10 protein-coding genes are annotated in these 15238 nt (G+C 78.3%); all 10 read left to right on the top strand.

Annotated features, from left to right (window positions below; all coding sequences use genetic code 11):
- Nucleotides 1–546, top strand: a complete 546-nt coding sequence (locus ACWD4P_RS07775) for a hypothetical protein (RefSeq protein ID WP_359820378.1) — start codon at nt 1–3, stop codon at nt 544–546.
- A 162-nt stretch (nt 547–708) separates the two neighbouring features.
- Entirely contained in the window at nt 709–1620 is a 912-nt protein-coding gene (locus ACWD4P_RS07770; protein WP_449778937.1) for a phytoene/squalene synthase family protein, read from the top strand.
- 207 nt (nt 1621–1827) lie between these two features.
- Nucleotides 1828–1983 (top strand): SflA family class IV lanthipeptide, encoded by a 156-nt coding sequence (locus ACWD4P_RS07765; RefSeq protein WP_449778936.1) that lies wholly within the window; start codon nt 1828–1830, stop codon nt 1981–1983.
- A gap of 55 nt (nt 1984–2038) precedes the next feature.
- Nucleotides 2039–4675, top strand: a complete 2637-nt coding sequence (lanL, locus tag ACWD4P_RS07760; protein ID WP_449778935.1) for a class IV lanthionine synthetase LanL — start codon at nt 2039–2041, stop codon at nt 4673–4675.
- 1026 nt (nt 4676–5701) lie between these two features.
- Complete coding sequence (locus ACWD4P_RS07755; RefSeq protein WP_359831049.1) at nt 5702–5893, top strand: thiazolylpeptide-type bacteriocin; 192 nt, start codon at nt 5702–5704, stop codon at nt 5891–5893.
- Nucleotides 5894–6098: 205 nt separating this feature from the next.
- Nucleotides 6099–8759 carry a lantibiotic dehydratase gene (locus tag ACWD4P_RS07750; RefSeq protein WP_449778934.1) on the top strand — a complete coding sequence of 887 codons (2661 nt, stop codon included), beginning with the start codon at nt 6099–6101 and terminating at the stop codon, nt 8757–8759.
- A complete protein-coding gene (locus ACWD4P_RS07745) occupies nt 8752–9957 on the top strand; it encodes a lantibiotic dehydratase C-terminal domain-containing protein (RefSeq protein ID WP_449778933.1) in 1206 nt (401 codons plus the stop codon). Before ACWD4P_RS07750 ends, ACWD4P_RS07745 begins: the two co-directional genes overlap by 8 nt.
- Nucleotides 9954–11618, top strand: a complete 1665-nt coding sequence (locus ACWD4P_RS07740; RefSeq protein WP_449778932.1) for a hypothetical protein — start codon at nt 9954–9956, stop codon at nt 11616–11618. The genes ACWD4P_RS07745 and ACWD4P_RS07740 overlap by 4 nt, the downstream gene beginning before the upstream one ends.
- Nucleotides 11615–13561, top strand: a complete 1947-nt coding sequence (locus ACWD4P_RS07735) for a TOMM precursor leader peptide-binding protein (RefSeq protein WP_449778931.1) — start codon at nt 11615–11617, stop codon at nt 13559–13561. Before ACWD4P_RS07740 ends, ACWD4P_RS07735 begins: the two co-directional genes overlap by 4 nt.
- A 17-nt stretch (nt 13562–13578) precedes the next feature.
- Nucleotides 13579–15228 carry a thiopeptide-type bacteriocin biosynthesis protein gene (locus ACWD4P_RS07730; protein ID WP_449778930.1) on the top strand — a complete coding sequence of 550 codons (1650 nt, stop codon included), beginning with the start codon at nt 13579–13581 and terminating at the stop codon, nt 15226–15228.
- The last annotated feature ends 10 nt before the right edge of the window (nt 15229–15238 follow it).

Genomic DNA, 15238 nt, shown 5'->3' with positions numbered 1-15238 from the left:
GTGGCGGTCGACGGCGGCAACACGGCCCAGGCTGTGATCGATACGGCGTACAACGAGCGCAAACGGCTGCACACCGGGCGCAGCCGAACCGTCGCCGTGGTCGTGTTCGGCCTGCTGATCGCGCTCGGCTTCTTCCTCGCGCTGGTGGTCGGCAAGGCGGACCCGAACTCCGCGCCGACCTGCGACGGCACGACCATGACCCGGCACAGCCAGTGCCGGATCTGGTCCAACCACGGCGGCGGGGGCACCTACTCCTACGACGAGATGATCGACCGCCGGGAGTCCGGGAACGGCACATGGCGGGTGATCGGCTTCGGCGGCGCGGGCGTGGCCGCCCTCCTGCTGGTCGTCTCCGCCGTCAAGCTCAACCCGAACCGCCCGTGGGGCGACCCGGTCGGCGCCGCCTGCCCGCGCTGCCGGGAACCCAACCTGCGGGAGAAGCACACCGTGCACAGCGTCACCCGGGGCCGGACCACCTACCGCTACAGCGGCATCGTCACCCTCTGCACCCCGGCCTGCGGCTTCGCCACGATCCGCCAGCGCTGACACCGGGCACCCGCCCCGGGGCCCGGACCGGCGGCGATGCCCGGCGGCGACGGCCGGCGGCGACGGCCGGTGCAGGGCCGGCGCGCGATCGGGCCCGAATAGGTGTCGCCGCTCCCACCGGCTACGCTCGGTCCCCGTCGAACGAACGATGGGGTGGACCGAGTGGGCAGGTGGGAGCGGGCGCTGGACGCGGCCGGCATACGGGAGGCCGGGCTGCGGGCCGACTACGGCCGGCAGCGGGAGCTCGTCGCCCGGTACAAGCGGGAGGTCGCGCTCGCCACCGAGCTGCTGCTGCCCGCCCCGATGGTCCCGCACGTGATCGCCGCCGCCGCCTTCATGCACCGCACCGACACCCTGCTCGACAGCGGCCCGCTCGCCGAACGCCGGGCGGCGTCCGCCCACTGGCAGCGGAAGGTCGCCGACAGCCTCGCCGCCGGCCGCACCGACGACCCGGAGCTGCGCCCCCTGCTGCACAGCGCCGGCGCCCACCCCGTCCTGCGGGACCGGGTGCCGGACTTCCTCGCCGCGGCCGGAGCCGACCTGGACTTCACCGGCTTCGCCACCGAGGAGGACTACCAGGCCTACGTCGACGGCTACTCACTGCCCGCCTTCATGGTGGTCGCCGCCCTGATCGGACCGGACGGCGACCAGGGCGACTACCGCGCCGCCTGCCGCACCTTCATCGACGGCAGCCAGCGGCTGGACTTCGTCAACGACCTCGCCGAGGACCTCGCCGACGGCCGGCTGACCGTCCCCGTGCAGACCCTCGCGGAGCACGGCGTCACCCGCGCCGACCTGGAACGGGGCCGCGACCTGCCCGCCGTCCGGGCGCTGCTCGCCGACCTGCTCGGCCGGGCCGACCGGACCCTCGCCGAGGGCCGGGCCGTCATCGACCGGGTGCCGCCCGCCCACCGGCCGCTGGCCCGCTGCATCGTCGGCGTGGAGGAGCTCACCGGCGCCGCCGCCCGCGCCGATCTCGGCGCCCTGCTGCGCCGCTCGGCGAGCCCGGCCAAGCCCGCGGCGCTGCGCCTGCTCGCCCGCGAGTACCTCCGGGCCCGCCGCCTCCGGGGCTGACCGGTCCCGGGGCCGACCGGCCCTCGCGGGTGCCCCCGCCGAGGGTGGGGGACTCCGGCGTCCACAAACGGAACCGCCCTTTGTCGTATCCGATCCGGCGCGTCCGTCAGCGCTCTGTCCCGGCCCCGAGGGCCTGACTAGCATGAGCCCGCTCAGCGCGCAGGATCCATCGACCCCAATCATTGGGAGGCCCCCATGAGTGCCCTGATGACCGACATTCGCGACGCCGGCCTGCTGGAGATCGACGAGGACGCCATCCGCTTCGAGGACGAGCTCGACGCCGACCTCACCCCGGTCGCCTGCCTCGCCGACCCGTGGGTGACCTACGTCCCGACCCGCTTCCCCTGTGAGTTCAACTCCTGATCCACCCGGATCCCGACGGACGGCGGACCACGGTGGACCGGGGGAGGACGGAACCATGAACGCACCGCCCGACCCCGGCTCCGCCGGGGCCCGCCGTCCGGAGGCGCCGGCCCGGCGGAGGGACGCTGAGACCGGCCGGAGCGAAGCGCCGGCCCGGCAGCCGGACCCCGCGCCCGAAGCGCCGGGTGAGGAACTGCGGCGCAGGGCCGAGGACCTGGCCGCCCGGGCGCCCGGCCCCCGCCGCCCGCTGCGCACCGACGGCCAGTGGTGGTACCTGCGGGACCCGAGGATGCCGGAACTCGCCCACGGCTGGAAACTGCACCTGTCCGCCCGTCCGGACGGGTTCGCGGCGCTGCTGGACACGGTGCTCCCGATCCTGCTCGGCCGGGTCTGCGACGTGAAGTTCGCGGTCAGCGCGGTGGCGCTCCACGAGCTGAACAGCGGCCGGTGCGGCGCCGCCGCCGTCGGCAAGGCCGTCACGGTCTACCCCCGACCGGAGGAAGTCCGCGCGCTGGGAACGGAGTTGGCTCAGGTACTGGCCGGCTGGGACGGCCCGGCCGTGGTCAGCGACCGGCGCGTCCGGCCGGACGCGCCGGTGCACTACCGCTACGGGCCGTTCCGGGTCACCGACGACGAGGCCCGGGCCGGCATGACGGGCCCGGACGGCTCGCTGTTCCCCGGCCTGGCCGAGGCCCGCTACCGCCGACCGCCGTGGGCCGGCGACCCGTTCGAAACGCCCGGCGCCCCCGCCCGCCCGGCGACCACCCGGATCGGCGCCGGCCGCTACCGGATCACCGCGGGCATCACCCGCGCGCCGAGCGGCCACGTCTACCGGGCGGTCCAACTCGCCACCGGGCGCGAGGTGGTGGTCAAACAGGCCCGGGCCTTCGTCGCCGAGGACGGCGACGGCACCGACGCGCGGGGCCGGCTGCGGCACGAGCGCCGGGTGCTCGACGCACTGGCCGGGGTCCCCGGCGTGCCCGCGGTGGTCGACTACTTCCGGCACGGCACCGACGAGTACCTGGTCAGCACCGCCTGCGGGCGGATCGACCTGCGCCGCGAGGTGCTCACCTCCGGCCCGTACGGCGCGGAGGGCCCGGCAGCCGCCGACGCCGGTGCCGCGGGCGGACGGGACTGGTGGACGCTGGCACGCCGGCTGCTGCGGGTGCTGGACGCGGTGCACGCGCGCGGCGTGGTGGTCTGCGACCTCAAGCCGGCCAACGTGGTGCTCGACCGGGACGGCCGGCCCGCCCTGGTCGACTTCGGCGTGAGCGCCCTGGCCGGCCGCCGCCCGCCGGGCAGCACCGCCGGGTACGGCCTGCCGGGCGCCACCGGCGAGGACCCCACCGAGGACCACTACGCGCTCGGCGCCACCCTGCACCACGCCCTCACCGGGCTCGACCCGGTGGTCATCGATCCGGACCCGGCGACCAACCGCGACCGCACCCTGGCCTGCCTGCGCGCCGCCCTCCCGGATCCCGGGCACCCGGCGGCGGAGCTCGTCGGCGGCCTGCTGAGCTTCGATCAGGCGCGCCGCGCCGCGGCGGCGGCCCGCCTGCGGACGGGGACCCTGCCGGCCCGGCGGGCCCTGCCCGCCGGACGGTTGGGAGGCCGGCCGACCGAGGCACTCGACCACCTCGTCACCGACTGCGTCCGGATGGCCCGCGAGCTGGTGGCCGCCGACCCGGGCGCGGAGCGGCCCCGGACCCTGCTCTCGCTGTACGACGGCGCGGCCGGCCTCGGCCTCGAACTGCTCCAGCACCCCGACCGCCCGGACGCCCGGGCCGCCGCCGCCGAACTGGCCCACTGGACGTCCACCCACCCCGGCCTCGACCACCTGGACGGCTCGCTCCACCAGGGCCGCACGGGCGTCGACCTGTTCCTCGCCGAGGCCGCCGCCGCGCTGGGAACCGAGCCCCCGGGGCACCGCCGGTACGAGGGGACGGGCGTGGACCAGATCGCCGGCACCGCCGGGATCGGCACCGGCCACCTGCTGCTCGCCGCCCTCGGCCCGGCGGCCGGAGCGCACCGGGCGGCGGCGGCCGACTGCGCCGCCGGCCTCGTCGGCCGGCCGCTGGACGACCTCGGGGAGGAACCCAACCCCGGCACCGCGGCCCTCGCCGAGGGCTTCGCGCACGGCCGCGCGGGCATCGCCCACTTCCTGCTCGCGATGCCCGACGAGGTGTCCCGGCACACCGCGCGGGAGCTCGTGGACGGGCTCGCGGCAGGCCTCCCCGGCATCCTGGCCGCCGCCCGCGCACCCGGGGCGACCCGCCGCTACCTCTCCTGGTGCCGGGGACTGGCCGGGATCGGCACACTGCTGGTCCAGGCCGGCCGGCAGTACGGCGACGACGACCTGCTGGCGCTGGCCGTCGAAGCCGCCGACACCTGCCGGACACTCGCCCCGAGGACCGCGCAGGTCTTCCGCTGCTGCGGCCTCGCGGGCGTCGGGGACCTGCTCGTCGACCTCGCGGTGGCCACCGGCGAGGCCCGGCACTGGGCGGCCGCCGAGGAACTGGCGGCCCTGATCCTCACCCGGGCCGGCGGGCCGCCCGCCCGCCCGGTGCTGCCCGGCCGCCGGCCGGACGCGGAGTCCCGCGCCTGGGCGGTCGGCACTCCCGGCGTCGCCACCTTCCTGCGGCGCCTCGCCCGGAGGGGCGGGCCGGTGCCGGGGTCGCTGCCGCCGCACTGAGCGGGGTGGCGGCGCCGAGGAGCCGGCGGCCGGGTCCGGGGCGCTCGGCCACCCGGTGTCGTCGCCGCCCCGCCGCCGGCAGCGGCGCGGCCCGGCGCGGGACCACCACCCGGTGACTCGACCCGTGAACCGCGATGGCTCCCTCGAAGCGGCCGAACGCCGTCGTCGGCCGGCCCCGGTGGGCGACGCGAGCCGCCTCATGGCGACCGTGCGGCGGGCTCCGTCGGAGGCCGGTCGGTGGGCCGGCCCCGAGGACCTGCGGCCGCCGGTCCGGTAGGACGCGGAAGTCGCCCAAGTCATCTGGATGGCAAGGGAGTTGCTCGGGGGCGCTTCGGTGGCGGACGGCGGCCTGTTCGAAGGGGATCTGTCGGCGGCGGTGCTCGGCGCGCGGCCGGAGGCCTGGAGCGAGGCGCCCGGACCCGCGCGTGAGCGCCTTCCGGCCGTCTCGGAGCTCAGCGAACTCCCGCCCTCGCCGCCGCTGCCGCGGAAGCGGTGTGCTCGGTCCGCGGTCCGGCGCCGGTCGAGAAGCCCCGCAGTGCTCCCTGAACCGGGTTGCCCGCCGTCGCCTCACCCGTCGTCCGCCGGATCCGGCCCGGACGCCCCGGGCGGTGGCCGCCGGCACCGGCCCGCACCCTGCCGTCGAGCCGCAGCGCCAGCCCCGCCGGGCCCCGCCGGCGGAGCCACCCGCCACGTGCCGGAGGGGCCCCCGGAGCACGCCCGCGCCCGGCGCCGGTCGCGGGCGGATCGGGCGGTGATCGGGGGCCCGTGGGGGTCCGCTGGAGTGCGGCTGGAGCCGAACCGGTCTTGAGTCGCCGGGGCGAGGGCTCCCGGCCAAGGTGCCGGCCGGCCGTACCGCCGGCCGGCGCCCGCTGCCTAGAGTCGTTCTCGGGCGGCGCGAAGCCCGGGTCCGAGTGACCCGCGGGCGGCGCACCCACGGGGGACCCGGCACGTCCCGCAGCACCCGTTCCGCAGGCACGCCCGTCCGGTCCGACCGGCGGCACGCCTGCCATTCCGAGGGAGTTCGCCATGTCCGACACCACCATGTCCGCTGCCGCCGAGGGCCTCGACCTTCAGGACCTCGACCTCAGCGAGCTGACCGTCACCTCGCTGCGCGACACCGTCGCGCTGCCGGAGAACGGCGCGTCCTGGGGCTCCTGCTCCTGCCAGGGCTCGTCCTCCTGTGCCCAGCCGCAGGTGACGGACGTCCCGATCGGCTGACGATCCGCCACCGGGGCCCGGCGCTGAGCCGGGCCCTGCCGGCCAGGCCTTCCGAGGCCGGTGCCACCGCACCAGGACGGACCCGGCGCGTCCACCCGGGCGCGCCGGGTCCGTCCCGCGTACGCGGGGTGAGCTGCGTGCCCCGGTGTCGCCCCGCAGACGCGCGTCCGAGGACAGACCCCAGGCCCCGCCGGAGGGAACCGCCATGCCCAACCGCGCCGCCCGGCCCCGGGACCCCCTGGAGCCCGCACCCGTCTCCGCACCCGCCCCGGTCGCGTACGCCGCGCGGCACGCCCTGGTGCGCACCACCGTGCTCGCCCGGCCCGCCCAGTCCGCCGCCTCGGCGCAGGCCCGGGTGCTGCTGGGCGGACTCGCCGCCGTCGAGGCCGCGCACGAGGCGCTGCGGCCGGCCCTCTGCGACGACCTGTACGCCAGCCGGGCCGGGCACGACGAGGAGTTCCACCGCAGGGTCGTGCTGCCGCTCCGCCGCGACCTGCACAACGGCCGCCCGCCGCGGACGGCGCTGCTCGACCGGCTCGCCGACCTGCCGGGCCGCGTCCCGCGCCTCGCCGCCTGGCTGGAGCTGGAACGGCGGCGGGCCCGGCTGCTGGCCGCACTCGCCGAGGCCGTTCCGCCCGCCCTGGCCGCCGAACGGGCCGCCCTCGCCGCCGTCTGCCGCGAGCCCGCGTTCACCCGGGCCGTCGCGCTCACCAGCGCCGACCTGCTGCGCGCGGTGGCCAACACGGCGGGCGCGACCGGTGATCCGCGCGGCCGGGCCCGCAAGGAGGAGGCGGCCGTCCTGCGGCACGCCCTGAGGGCCACCGCCAAGACCAGCCCGCTGTCCTGGTTCACCGCCGTCGGCTGGGCCGGCGAGGGCGCCGGCGCGGCGGCGGGCGGGCCGCGGGCGGTCGTCCGGGAGAACCGGGCGCTGGTCGCCGCGCTCGTCCAGGCCCTGCTCGACGACCCCCGCCGCAGCCGGACGCTGCCGCACCGGATGACCAGCGCCGCCCGGGCCGCCGACGGCCGGGCCCGCTACGCCCGCGCCGAGGTGCTGTTCGCGGGCGGGCGCTATCTGGTCACCCGGGAGGAGGAGGTCGAACTCGCGGACCGGCCCGAACTGGCCCTGCTCGCCTCGCTGGCGGCCATCCCGGACCCGCCGGACCGGCTCGCCGCCCGGCTCGCCGAGGCCCTCGGGCGTCCGGGCGGCGACCAGGCCGTGCACCGCTTCGTGGGGCAGCTCCTGGCGGCCCGCCTGCTGGTGCCCACCGAGCCGGTCGACCCGCAGGACCGCCGGCCGCTCCGGAGCCTGGCCGACTGGCTCCGGAACTGGCCGGAGGACGCCTCCCTGGCCCGGCGGATCGAGCAAATCGACGTGCTCACCGGCGAGTTGGCCGAGACCCCCGGCGAGGGCCGCCCGGCGCTGCTGGCCGCCCTCGCCGACCGCTGGCGGGGGCTGCTGGCCGACACCGGACGGCCGGTGCCCGACGAGGCCGCGCCGCTCAGCGTCCTCAGCGAGGACGTCCACACGCCGACGCCCCGACACCCGGGACCGGACCCGGCCGACCGGGCGGCGATCGCGGAACTCACCGCGCTCGCCGAGCTGTTCGACCACGGCCACCTGATGCGCCGGGCCGCCCGCGACCGCTTCGTCGCCCGCTACGGCGTCGGCGGGGTCTGCGACGCGCCCTGGGACTTCGGCGCCGACGCGGCGGAGGCCTGGTCGGCCCCGGCGCTCCCGGCGGAACTGGCCGCACTGCGCGAGGAGTTCGCCCAGCTGCCGGAGTCGGACGGCGAACTCGTGCTCCCCGCGGATCGGGTCCGCGCCCTGGCCGCCCGACTGCCGCGCTGGACCGCGGCCCGGCCGCTCAGCTACTCCTGGTTCCTCCAACGCGACTCCGTGGACGGCCTGGTGTGCGTCAACCACGTCTACGGCGGCTGGGGACGCTTCACCAGCCGCTTCCTCGACGAACTCCCGCCGAGGGCCGCCGCCGAGGTCGCCCGGCGGATCCGCGACGGCCTCGGCACCGGCGCGCGCGCCGCGCAGGTCCGGCCGGTCGGCGGCTTCAACGCCAACCTGCACCCACGGCTGCTCGCCGAGGAGATCGGCCCCGACCGGCGGTGGACCGGCCTCTCCGAGGCCGACCTCGACCTCGTGCACGACCCGGTGGACGACCAGCTGCGACTGCGGCTGCGGAGCACCGGCGAGCTGCTCGACGTGCTCTACCTCGGCTTCCTCGCACCGGTCATGCTGCCCCGACGGCTCGGCCCGCTGCTCAACGACCACCCCAACGGGGTCGTCGACTTCCGGCCGCTGCTGCCGCGCACCGCCCTCACCGCACCCGGCGGCACCGTGCTGCGCACCCCGAGGCTGCGCCACCGGCACGTCGTCCTCGCCCGCCGCCGCTGGCAGCTGCCGACCGGCGTACTCGACGCCCTGCGGGCCGAACTCGCCGCCGACCCGGGCGTCGGCGGAGTCCCGGCCGGGGCCGTCGCCCGCTGGCGGGCCCGGCTCGGACTGCCCGAGCAGCTGTTCCTCCACCCCGGGCCGACGGCCGCCGTCGCCGGGGGCACGCCGGCCGACGCCTTCGTGGCCCACCTGCGCGCCCCGAAGCCGCAGCCCCTCGACCTCGGCAACCCGCTGCACCTGCGGCACCTCGCGAAGTGGCTCGCCCGGTACCCGCACGGCGTGGTGCTGGAGGAGGCCCTGCCGGCCGTGGCGGGGCGGACGGAGCCGACCCGGGCCGTGGAACTCGTGGTGGAGACGTACCGGCCGGGCCGGTCGCGCCGGTCAGGCCGGTCAGGCGCGAAGGGTGCCGCCCCCGAATCCGTCCGTAGCGCGATCGCCGAGGAGGCGTCCGATGAGTGACCCGGCCGACGGCCAGGGGGCCGAGACCGCCTGGGACGTGGTCCTGTACCACTACCGGCCCGACAAGGCCCGCGCGCTGCGCGAAGCCGTCCTGCCGCTGGCCCGGCAGGCGGCGGCCGAGGGACTGGCCGCCCACGTCGAGCGGCACTGGCGGTTCGGACCGCACCTGCGGCTGCGCCTGCGCGGCCCGCGGGAGCGGGTGGGCGGGACGGCGCGGCGGTCCGCCGAGGCGCTGCGGGCGTGGGCGGCCGCGCACCCCTCCGTCGCCGACCGCTCCGACGAGCAGCTGCTCGCCGAGGCCGCCACCGCGGGACGGGCGGAGCTGGTCCCGCCGCCGTACGCGCCGCTGGTGCCGGACAACACCGTGGTGGCGGCGCCCCTCGACCGGGCCGACGAGCACGCGCTGCGGTCCCTGATCGGGGCCGAATCCGCCGAGCTGCGCGAGGAGTTGCTGCGGCTCGGCCTGCCCGCCCTCGACGCGGGCTGCCACTTCCTCGGCGCGCACGGCGACGCCCCGCAGGCGCGGGTGCAGCTGGTGGTGACGGCCCTCGCCGCGCACGCCACCGCCCACCCGGACGGACTGGTCGGCGCGCACTACTCGGTGCTCTCGCACCTGGAGGACTTCCTGCTCCACGAGGACCCGGACGGCCGTCTGCGGGCCGGCTTCGAGCGCCGCTGGGAGCGCACCGGCCCGGCGGTCACCGCGCTGGTGGGCCGGATCGCCGGCGGCGGCGCGCGCGGCTGGGAGCGTGACTGGGCGCACTGGTCGGCGAGCGCCTGGAGCCTCGCCGAGCGGCGGCTGGCGGCCGGAGCCGACCTCGGCGGCCGCCACGCCGGGTACCGGGAGCGCGCCGAGGCCCTCGGCGACCCGGCCACCGCCGAACGCTGGAACGCCGGACTGCGCACCCGCTACAGCGAGTTCCACCGGCTGCTGCACCGCGCCGACCCCGACGGCACGATGTGGCACCGCCCGGACTACCTGATCAACCGGACCGGCACCAACGGCCTCTACCGGCTGCTCGCGATCTGCGACGTCCGGCCGCTGGAGCGCTACCTCGCCGCCCACCTGCTGGTGCGCAGCGTGCCCGAGCTGACCGGGCACCGCTGGCAGACGCTTCTCGGCGCCCCGGAGACGGCGGGCGCCCCGGAGACGGCGGGTGCCGGGGAGTCGGCAGGCGTGACGGAGGGGGCGGCATGACGGCCGAACCGGCTGCCGCCCGGCCCCGGCTGCGCCCCGGCGTCGCGGTGACCCCGTTGCGCGAGGGGCTGCACCTGCGCGCCCGCGACACCAGCGTCACCCTGGAGGGCAGCCGGGCGCTGCCGGCCCTGTGGCGGGTGCTCGCCGCCCGGCTCGGGCCCGACGCGGACGCCGCCGGTACGGTCGCGGAGGCGGCGGTCGAGCCGAACGTGGCGGCCGCGCTGGCCACCGTCACCGCCCGGCTGCGTGAGCACGGCCTGCTGGTGGACCACCCGGACGGGGCCCCGCTGCCGCCCTGGCCCGGCGCGATGGCGGAGGACCCCACCGGTGCGGCGGCGGCCCTCGCGGCCGCCCGTCCGGCGGTGTCGGCCGCCGACCCGGACGGCCCGCTGGCCCGCGCGGTGGTGCGGGCCCTCGCTCGGGGCGGGACGGCCGCCCCGGTGGTGCTCGCCGACCCCGGGCTGCCCGCCGGCCGGGTGGTAGCCGTGGCGACCGTGACGGCCCGGGCGACCGAGACGGCGGTCGCGGTGCAGTGCGACGCGGACGGCGGCTTCGTCACCGAGCCGGCCGACCCGGCGCGGGCCAGGACGGACGCCGAGGCACTGGCCGCCCGGCTGGAGGCCGAACCGGGTGCGCGGCCGTCACCCGCGCTCCTCGCGCTGCTCGCCGCCGCCGGCGCCCAGCGGCTGCTCTGCGCCGTCGCGGGCCTGCCGGATCCGGGAGAGGCGGGCGACGACCCGCGCCTCCTCGCCGGGCGCCCCGCCGTACTGGTCGCCGAGGCCCGGCCGCCGCACGCCGAGCACCGCCCGTGGGCGGCGGGCCCCGGGCAGGTCGCGGCGCCGCCCGGGGACCTGGCCGAGGCACTGCGCCGGGTGACCGCCCTCGGCGACCCCAGGCTGGGCGTGCTGGAGGCGCCCTCCCCGGGCGAGCTCCCGCAGCTGCCGATGGCGCTGGTCTCCTGCGGCACCCCGGCCGGCCCGCTGGCTGCCGGGGCGGTGCGGACGGACCTCGCCCGGCTGGCCGCCGCCTGCCGGTCCGCCGAACTCCACCTGGCAGTGGTGAGCGGGGGAGCCGTGCCCGTGGTCGGCGTCGATCCCGACCACGCCCTCGGCCGGGCGCTGCGCCGGGCCCTGCTCGGGCGGCCGGTCCGGGGCGGCCGCGCGGTGCCGGAGTCCGCCTGGCGGGAGCACCCGCAGGCCGCGCACTGGTACGGGACCCTGGCCCGCCGGCTCGGCCGCGCTCCGAAACTGACTGTCCGTCAATCTACGGGCGAGCGCGTCTATCTGGCGCGGACGGAGGAAAGGTGGGCGGTTGAGGCCACCCCCGCCGACGCCGTCGCCCACGCCGCCCTGGCCGCCCTCACCCGCCTGCTGGCCCGGGACGCGGGACTCGCCGCCGCCCACCACACCACCCTGTCCGGCGCCGCCGCCCCGCTCGCCGCCGCCGGCCGCACCCCGGCCCCCTGGACGGACCCGGGCTGGGCCGACCGCTGGCTCGCCGACCTCGCCGGCCGGGAGCCGGACCTGCGTGCCGCGCTGGCCCGGCTCACCGGTCTGCGCACCACCCGCTGGCGGCCCGCCGCCCCAGGGGCCCGGCCGTTCGCCGAGGCCCTGGACGGCTGCGGCTTCACGGCGCTCGTCACCGAGGAAGGCCGCCCATGAGCGAGTTGACCGTCCTCACACCGGCCCAGGCCCTGGCCGCGACCAGCGGTACGGCCGTCGTCCACCTCACCGAGTGGACCCTGGGCCTCGCCGCCCGGCTCAGCCGGCACGCCCTGGCGCACCCCGTACGCCTGGTGCCGGTGCGCGAGGACGGCGCGCTGACCGTGGTCGGGCCGGTGCTCGCCCCCGGCGCGCCGGCCTGCCTCGCCTGCGCCGAGTACCAGCGGCTCGCCACCAGCGGCGGCCGGGTGCCTTGGCAGAGCCCGGAGTTGGCGCTCGGAGGCACCGGCACCCCGGCCTTCACGGAGGCGGTGACCGCCCTCGCCGCCGCGCTGGCCGCGGAAGCCGCCCCGACCGCCGAAACCGAAGCCGATGCGGCGGCCGAGGCCGAAGCCGAACCCGCGGCCGGGGCCGAGCCGTCCGCCCGCCCCGCCACCGTCCACGTGGTGCACGGGGGCCGGGCCACCTGGTCCACCCACCGCGTCCGCCCCGTCGGTGGCTGCGAGGTCTGCCACCCGCTGCCCGCCGACACGCCCGAAGCCGCCCGGCTGCCCGCCACCCCCCGCCCGCTGCCCGACCCGGCCGTCCTGCGCGGCCCCAACGACCGCACCGGAGCAGGGCGGTTGCGGGCCGAACTGTACGACGAGCGGTTCGGCCCGGTCCGCCGGCTGTTCCGCACCGAGGACTCCGCCTTCGCCCTCACCACCGCCTGGGTGACCGACGGCCGGGCACTGGACGACGGCGGGTACGGGCGGGCCGCGGACTTCCGCTCCAGCGAACGGGTCGCGCTGTTCGAGGCGGTGGAGCGGTACGCGGGCATGCGGCCGCTCGGGCGCCGCACCGCGCTGCGCGCCTCCTACGCCGAACTGGCGGACCGGGAGGGCCCGGACGCCGTCCTCGACCCGGTCCGCCTCGGCCTGCCCGACGACACCCGGCCGGGGCGTCCCGCCGTGGCCACCGTCCCGTACACCCAGGAGCTGGCGCTCGACTGGGTGTACGGCTGGTCGCTCACCCACCGCCGCCCGGTCGCCGTCCCGGAGCACGTCGCCTACTGGGACGTGCCCGGACGCGACCGGCCCCGGGTGGTCTACGAGTCCTCGAACGGCTGCGGACTCGGCAACAGCCCCCAGGAAGCCGCGCTCTACGGCCTGTTCGAGGTCGCCGAGCGCGACGCCTTCCTGATGGCCTGGTACGCCCGCACCCCGCTGCCCGGCGTCGCCGTCCCCACCGAGGACCCGCGGATCGCCGAACTCGCCGACCGGGCCCGGCTGCTCGGCTACCGGCTCACCCTGCTCGACGCCACCAACGACCTCGGCGTCCCCGCCGTGATCGCCCTCTGCCGCCACCGCGGCGACCATCCCGACGCCCCGCGCACCTTCCTGGCCGCGGGCGCCCACCACGACCCGCGGACGGCGATCCGCTCCGCCGTCGCCGAGGTGGTCACCAACGTCCAGGAGGCGCCGCACCGCGCCGCCGCCCCCGGCGGGCCGCGCGACCCGCGTCGGCTGCGGCCGATGCTGGACCGCCCCGAGCTGGTCGTCACCCTGGACGACCACGTCGGCCTCAACGCCCTGCCCGAGGCCCAGCCCCGCCTCGACTTCCTCTTCGCCGGCCCGCCGCCGGTGCCGTGGCGGGAACGCTGGCCCGGAGCGCCCGAGCCGGTCACCGACCTCACCGGGCTGCTGGAGCGGACGGTGGACCGGCTGGCCGGGGAGGGCCTGGAGACCCTGGTGGTCACCCAGGACGAGCCCGGCGCCCGCGGCCGGCTGGGCCTGCACTGCGCCAAGGTCGTCGTCCCCGGCACGCTGCCGATGACCTTCGGCCACGCCAACCGCCGCACCCGCGGCCTGCCCCGCCTGCTGGACGTCCCGCACCGGCTCGGCCGTACGCCGGCGCCGCTGCGCCACGACGAACTGCCCCTCCACCCGCACCCGTTCCCCTGACCCCCGGAGAGCACGCGATGACCACCCACGCGCCGTCGGTCGCCACCTGGCGCAGCCTGCACCTCGCCCTGCCGCTGTCCGCCCGCGAGGCCGACGCCTTCCTCACCGAGGATCTCGCCCCGCTGATGGACGAACGTGTCGGCGCCGACTGGTTCTTCATCCGCTACGGCGAGGGCGGCCCCCACCTGCGCATCCGCTACCGCGACCCGGGCCGGGGCCGGGCGCCCGCCTCCCCCGCCGCCGAGCTCACCCGCCTCGCCACCCGCCGCACCCCGCTCGACGCCCCGTTCGCGGCCGGGCACGGCGAGGTCACCGAGGTCCGGTACGAGCCCGAGACCGAACGCTACGGCGGCGCGGCCCTGCTGCCGATCGCCGAGGAGGTGTTCACCCACTCCACCCGCACCGCCCTGCGCGCCCTGCACGCCCTCGGCGCCCGGGGCACGCAACGGCTGCCGCTCGCCCTGGACCTCGCCCACACCACCGCCCACGCCCTCGGCCTCGACGAACTCGAAGCCTCCCGCTGGCTGCGCGGCCACGCCGCCTCCTGGCGATGGGTCACCGAGTTCCGGCCGCTGCCCGGGGCCGCCGTGCACGTCCGGGTCAACACGGTGTTCGCCCGCCAGCGGACGGCCCTGGCCGGGCGCGCCCGGGAACTGCGCACCGCGCTGGACGCCGGAACGGCCGCCCCCTGGCTCGCGGCGTGGGCGGCGCGGGTCGCCGAGGCCGCCGCCCGGATGCGGGCCGCCGCGCCCGACGGGGCCGAGGAGCGGCTCTCCTGGGTCTGGGCCTCCCAGCTGCACATGCTGTTCAACCGGATCGGCGTCGGCCCGGACGAGGAACGGGCGGTCTGCCGGCTCGCCGCCCGCACCCTGCTGGAGACCGGGCGGCCGTTCACCTTCTTCCCCGCCGACCACCACGCCCCGGACCACCAGTACCTGGAGCGCAGCAAGTTCCAGATCGGCCGCGGCGAGGACACCGCCCTGCGCGACCTGCCGCACCACCCGGTCCCCGCTCCCCGCCCCGGCGACCACCCGCTGCCCGCCGACCCGCTGCCGGCCGTCACCCTCGCCGACGCCCTGCGCACCCGCCGCTCCACCCGGGGCCCGCTGACCGGCCCGCTCACCGCCGGCGCCCTCGGCGGCCTGCTCTGGCACGCCTTCGCCCCCGACGCCGCCACCGGCCACCGCCCGTACCCCAGCGCCGGCGCCCTGCACACCGTGCGGCTGCGGTTGCTCGCACTCGCCGTGGACGGCCTGCCCGCCGGCACCTACCAGTGCCTTCCGGAACACCGCAGCCTGCGCCCGCTCGGCCCGGCCCCCGCCCTGGACGACCTCAAGGCGCTCTCCTCCTACCTCTCCCGCCCGGCCGAGGACCCGGACGCCGTCGGCATCGACCGGGCCCCCGCGGTCCTCGCCGTGTACGTCGACCTCGCCCACCTCCGCCGCCGCTACGGCCTGCGCGCCCTGCGCCTGGGCCTGCTCGAAGCAGGCCACCTGGCGCAGAACCTGCTGCTGACCTCCGCCGCCTTCGGCCTCGGCACCACGCCCCTCGGGGGCCTCCAGGACGACCTGGCCCACGAACTCCTCGGCCTGGACGACCTCGGCGAGCCGATCCAGTACCTGCTGCCGCTCGGCCGCCCCGGGGCCGCCCCGGCGGTCACGGGGTGAGTACCCTCGC

Source organism: Kitasatospora sp. NPDC002543 (assembly GCF_053594915.1).
This window is presented reverse-complemented; position numbering and strand designations above follow the sequence as displayed.

Excerpts from the sequence above, each read along its gene's own strand:
- lanL (WP_449778935.1), top strand. The coding sequence starts at position 2,039 with ATGAACGCACCGCCCGACCCCGGCTCCGCCGGGGCCCGCCGTCCGGAG.
- ACWD4P_RS07745 (WP_449778933.1), top strand. The coding sequence starts at position 8,752 with ATGAGTGACCCGGCCGACGGCCAGGGGGCCGAGACCGCCTGGGACGTG.
- ACWD4P_RS07730 (WP_449778930.1), top strand. The coding sequence starts at position 13,579 with ATGACCACCCACGCGCCGTCGGTCGCCACCTGGCGCAGCCTGCACCTC.
- ACWD4P_RS07750 (WP_449778934.1), top strand. The coding sequence starts at position 6,099 with ATGCCCAACCGCGCCGCCCGGCCCCGGGACCCCCTGGAGCCCGCACCC.
- ACWD4P_RS07735 (WP_449778931.1), top strand. The coding sequence starts at position 11,615 with ATGAGCGAGTTGACCGTCCTCACACCGGCCCAGGCCCTGGCCGCGACC.
- ACWD4P_RS07740 (WP_449778932.1), top strand. The coding sequence starts at position 9,954 with ATGACGGCCGAACCGGCTGCCGCCCGGCCCCGGCTGCGCCCCGGCGTC.
- ACWD4P_RS07755 (WP_359831049.1), top strand. The coding sequence starts at position 5,702 with ATGTCCGACACCACCATGTCCGCTGCCGCCGAGGGCCTCGACCTTCAG.
- ACWD4P_RS07765 (WP_449778936.1), top strand. The coding sequence starts at position 1,828 with ATGACCGACATTCGCGACGCCGGCCTGCTGGAGATCGACGAGGACGCC.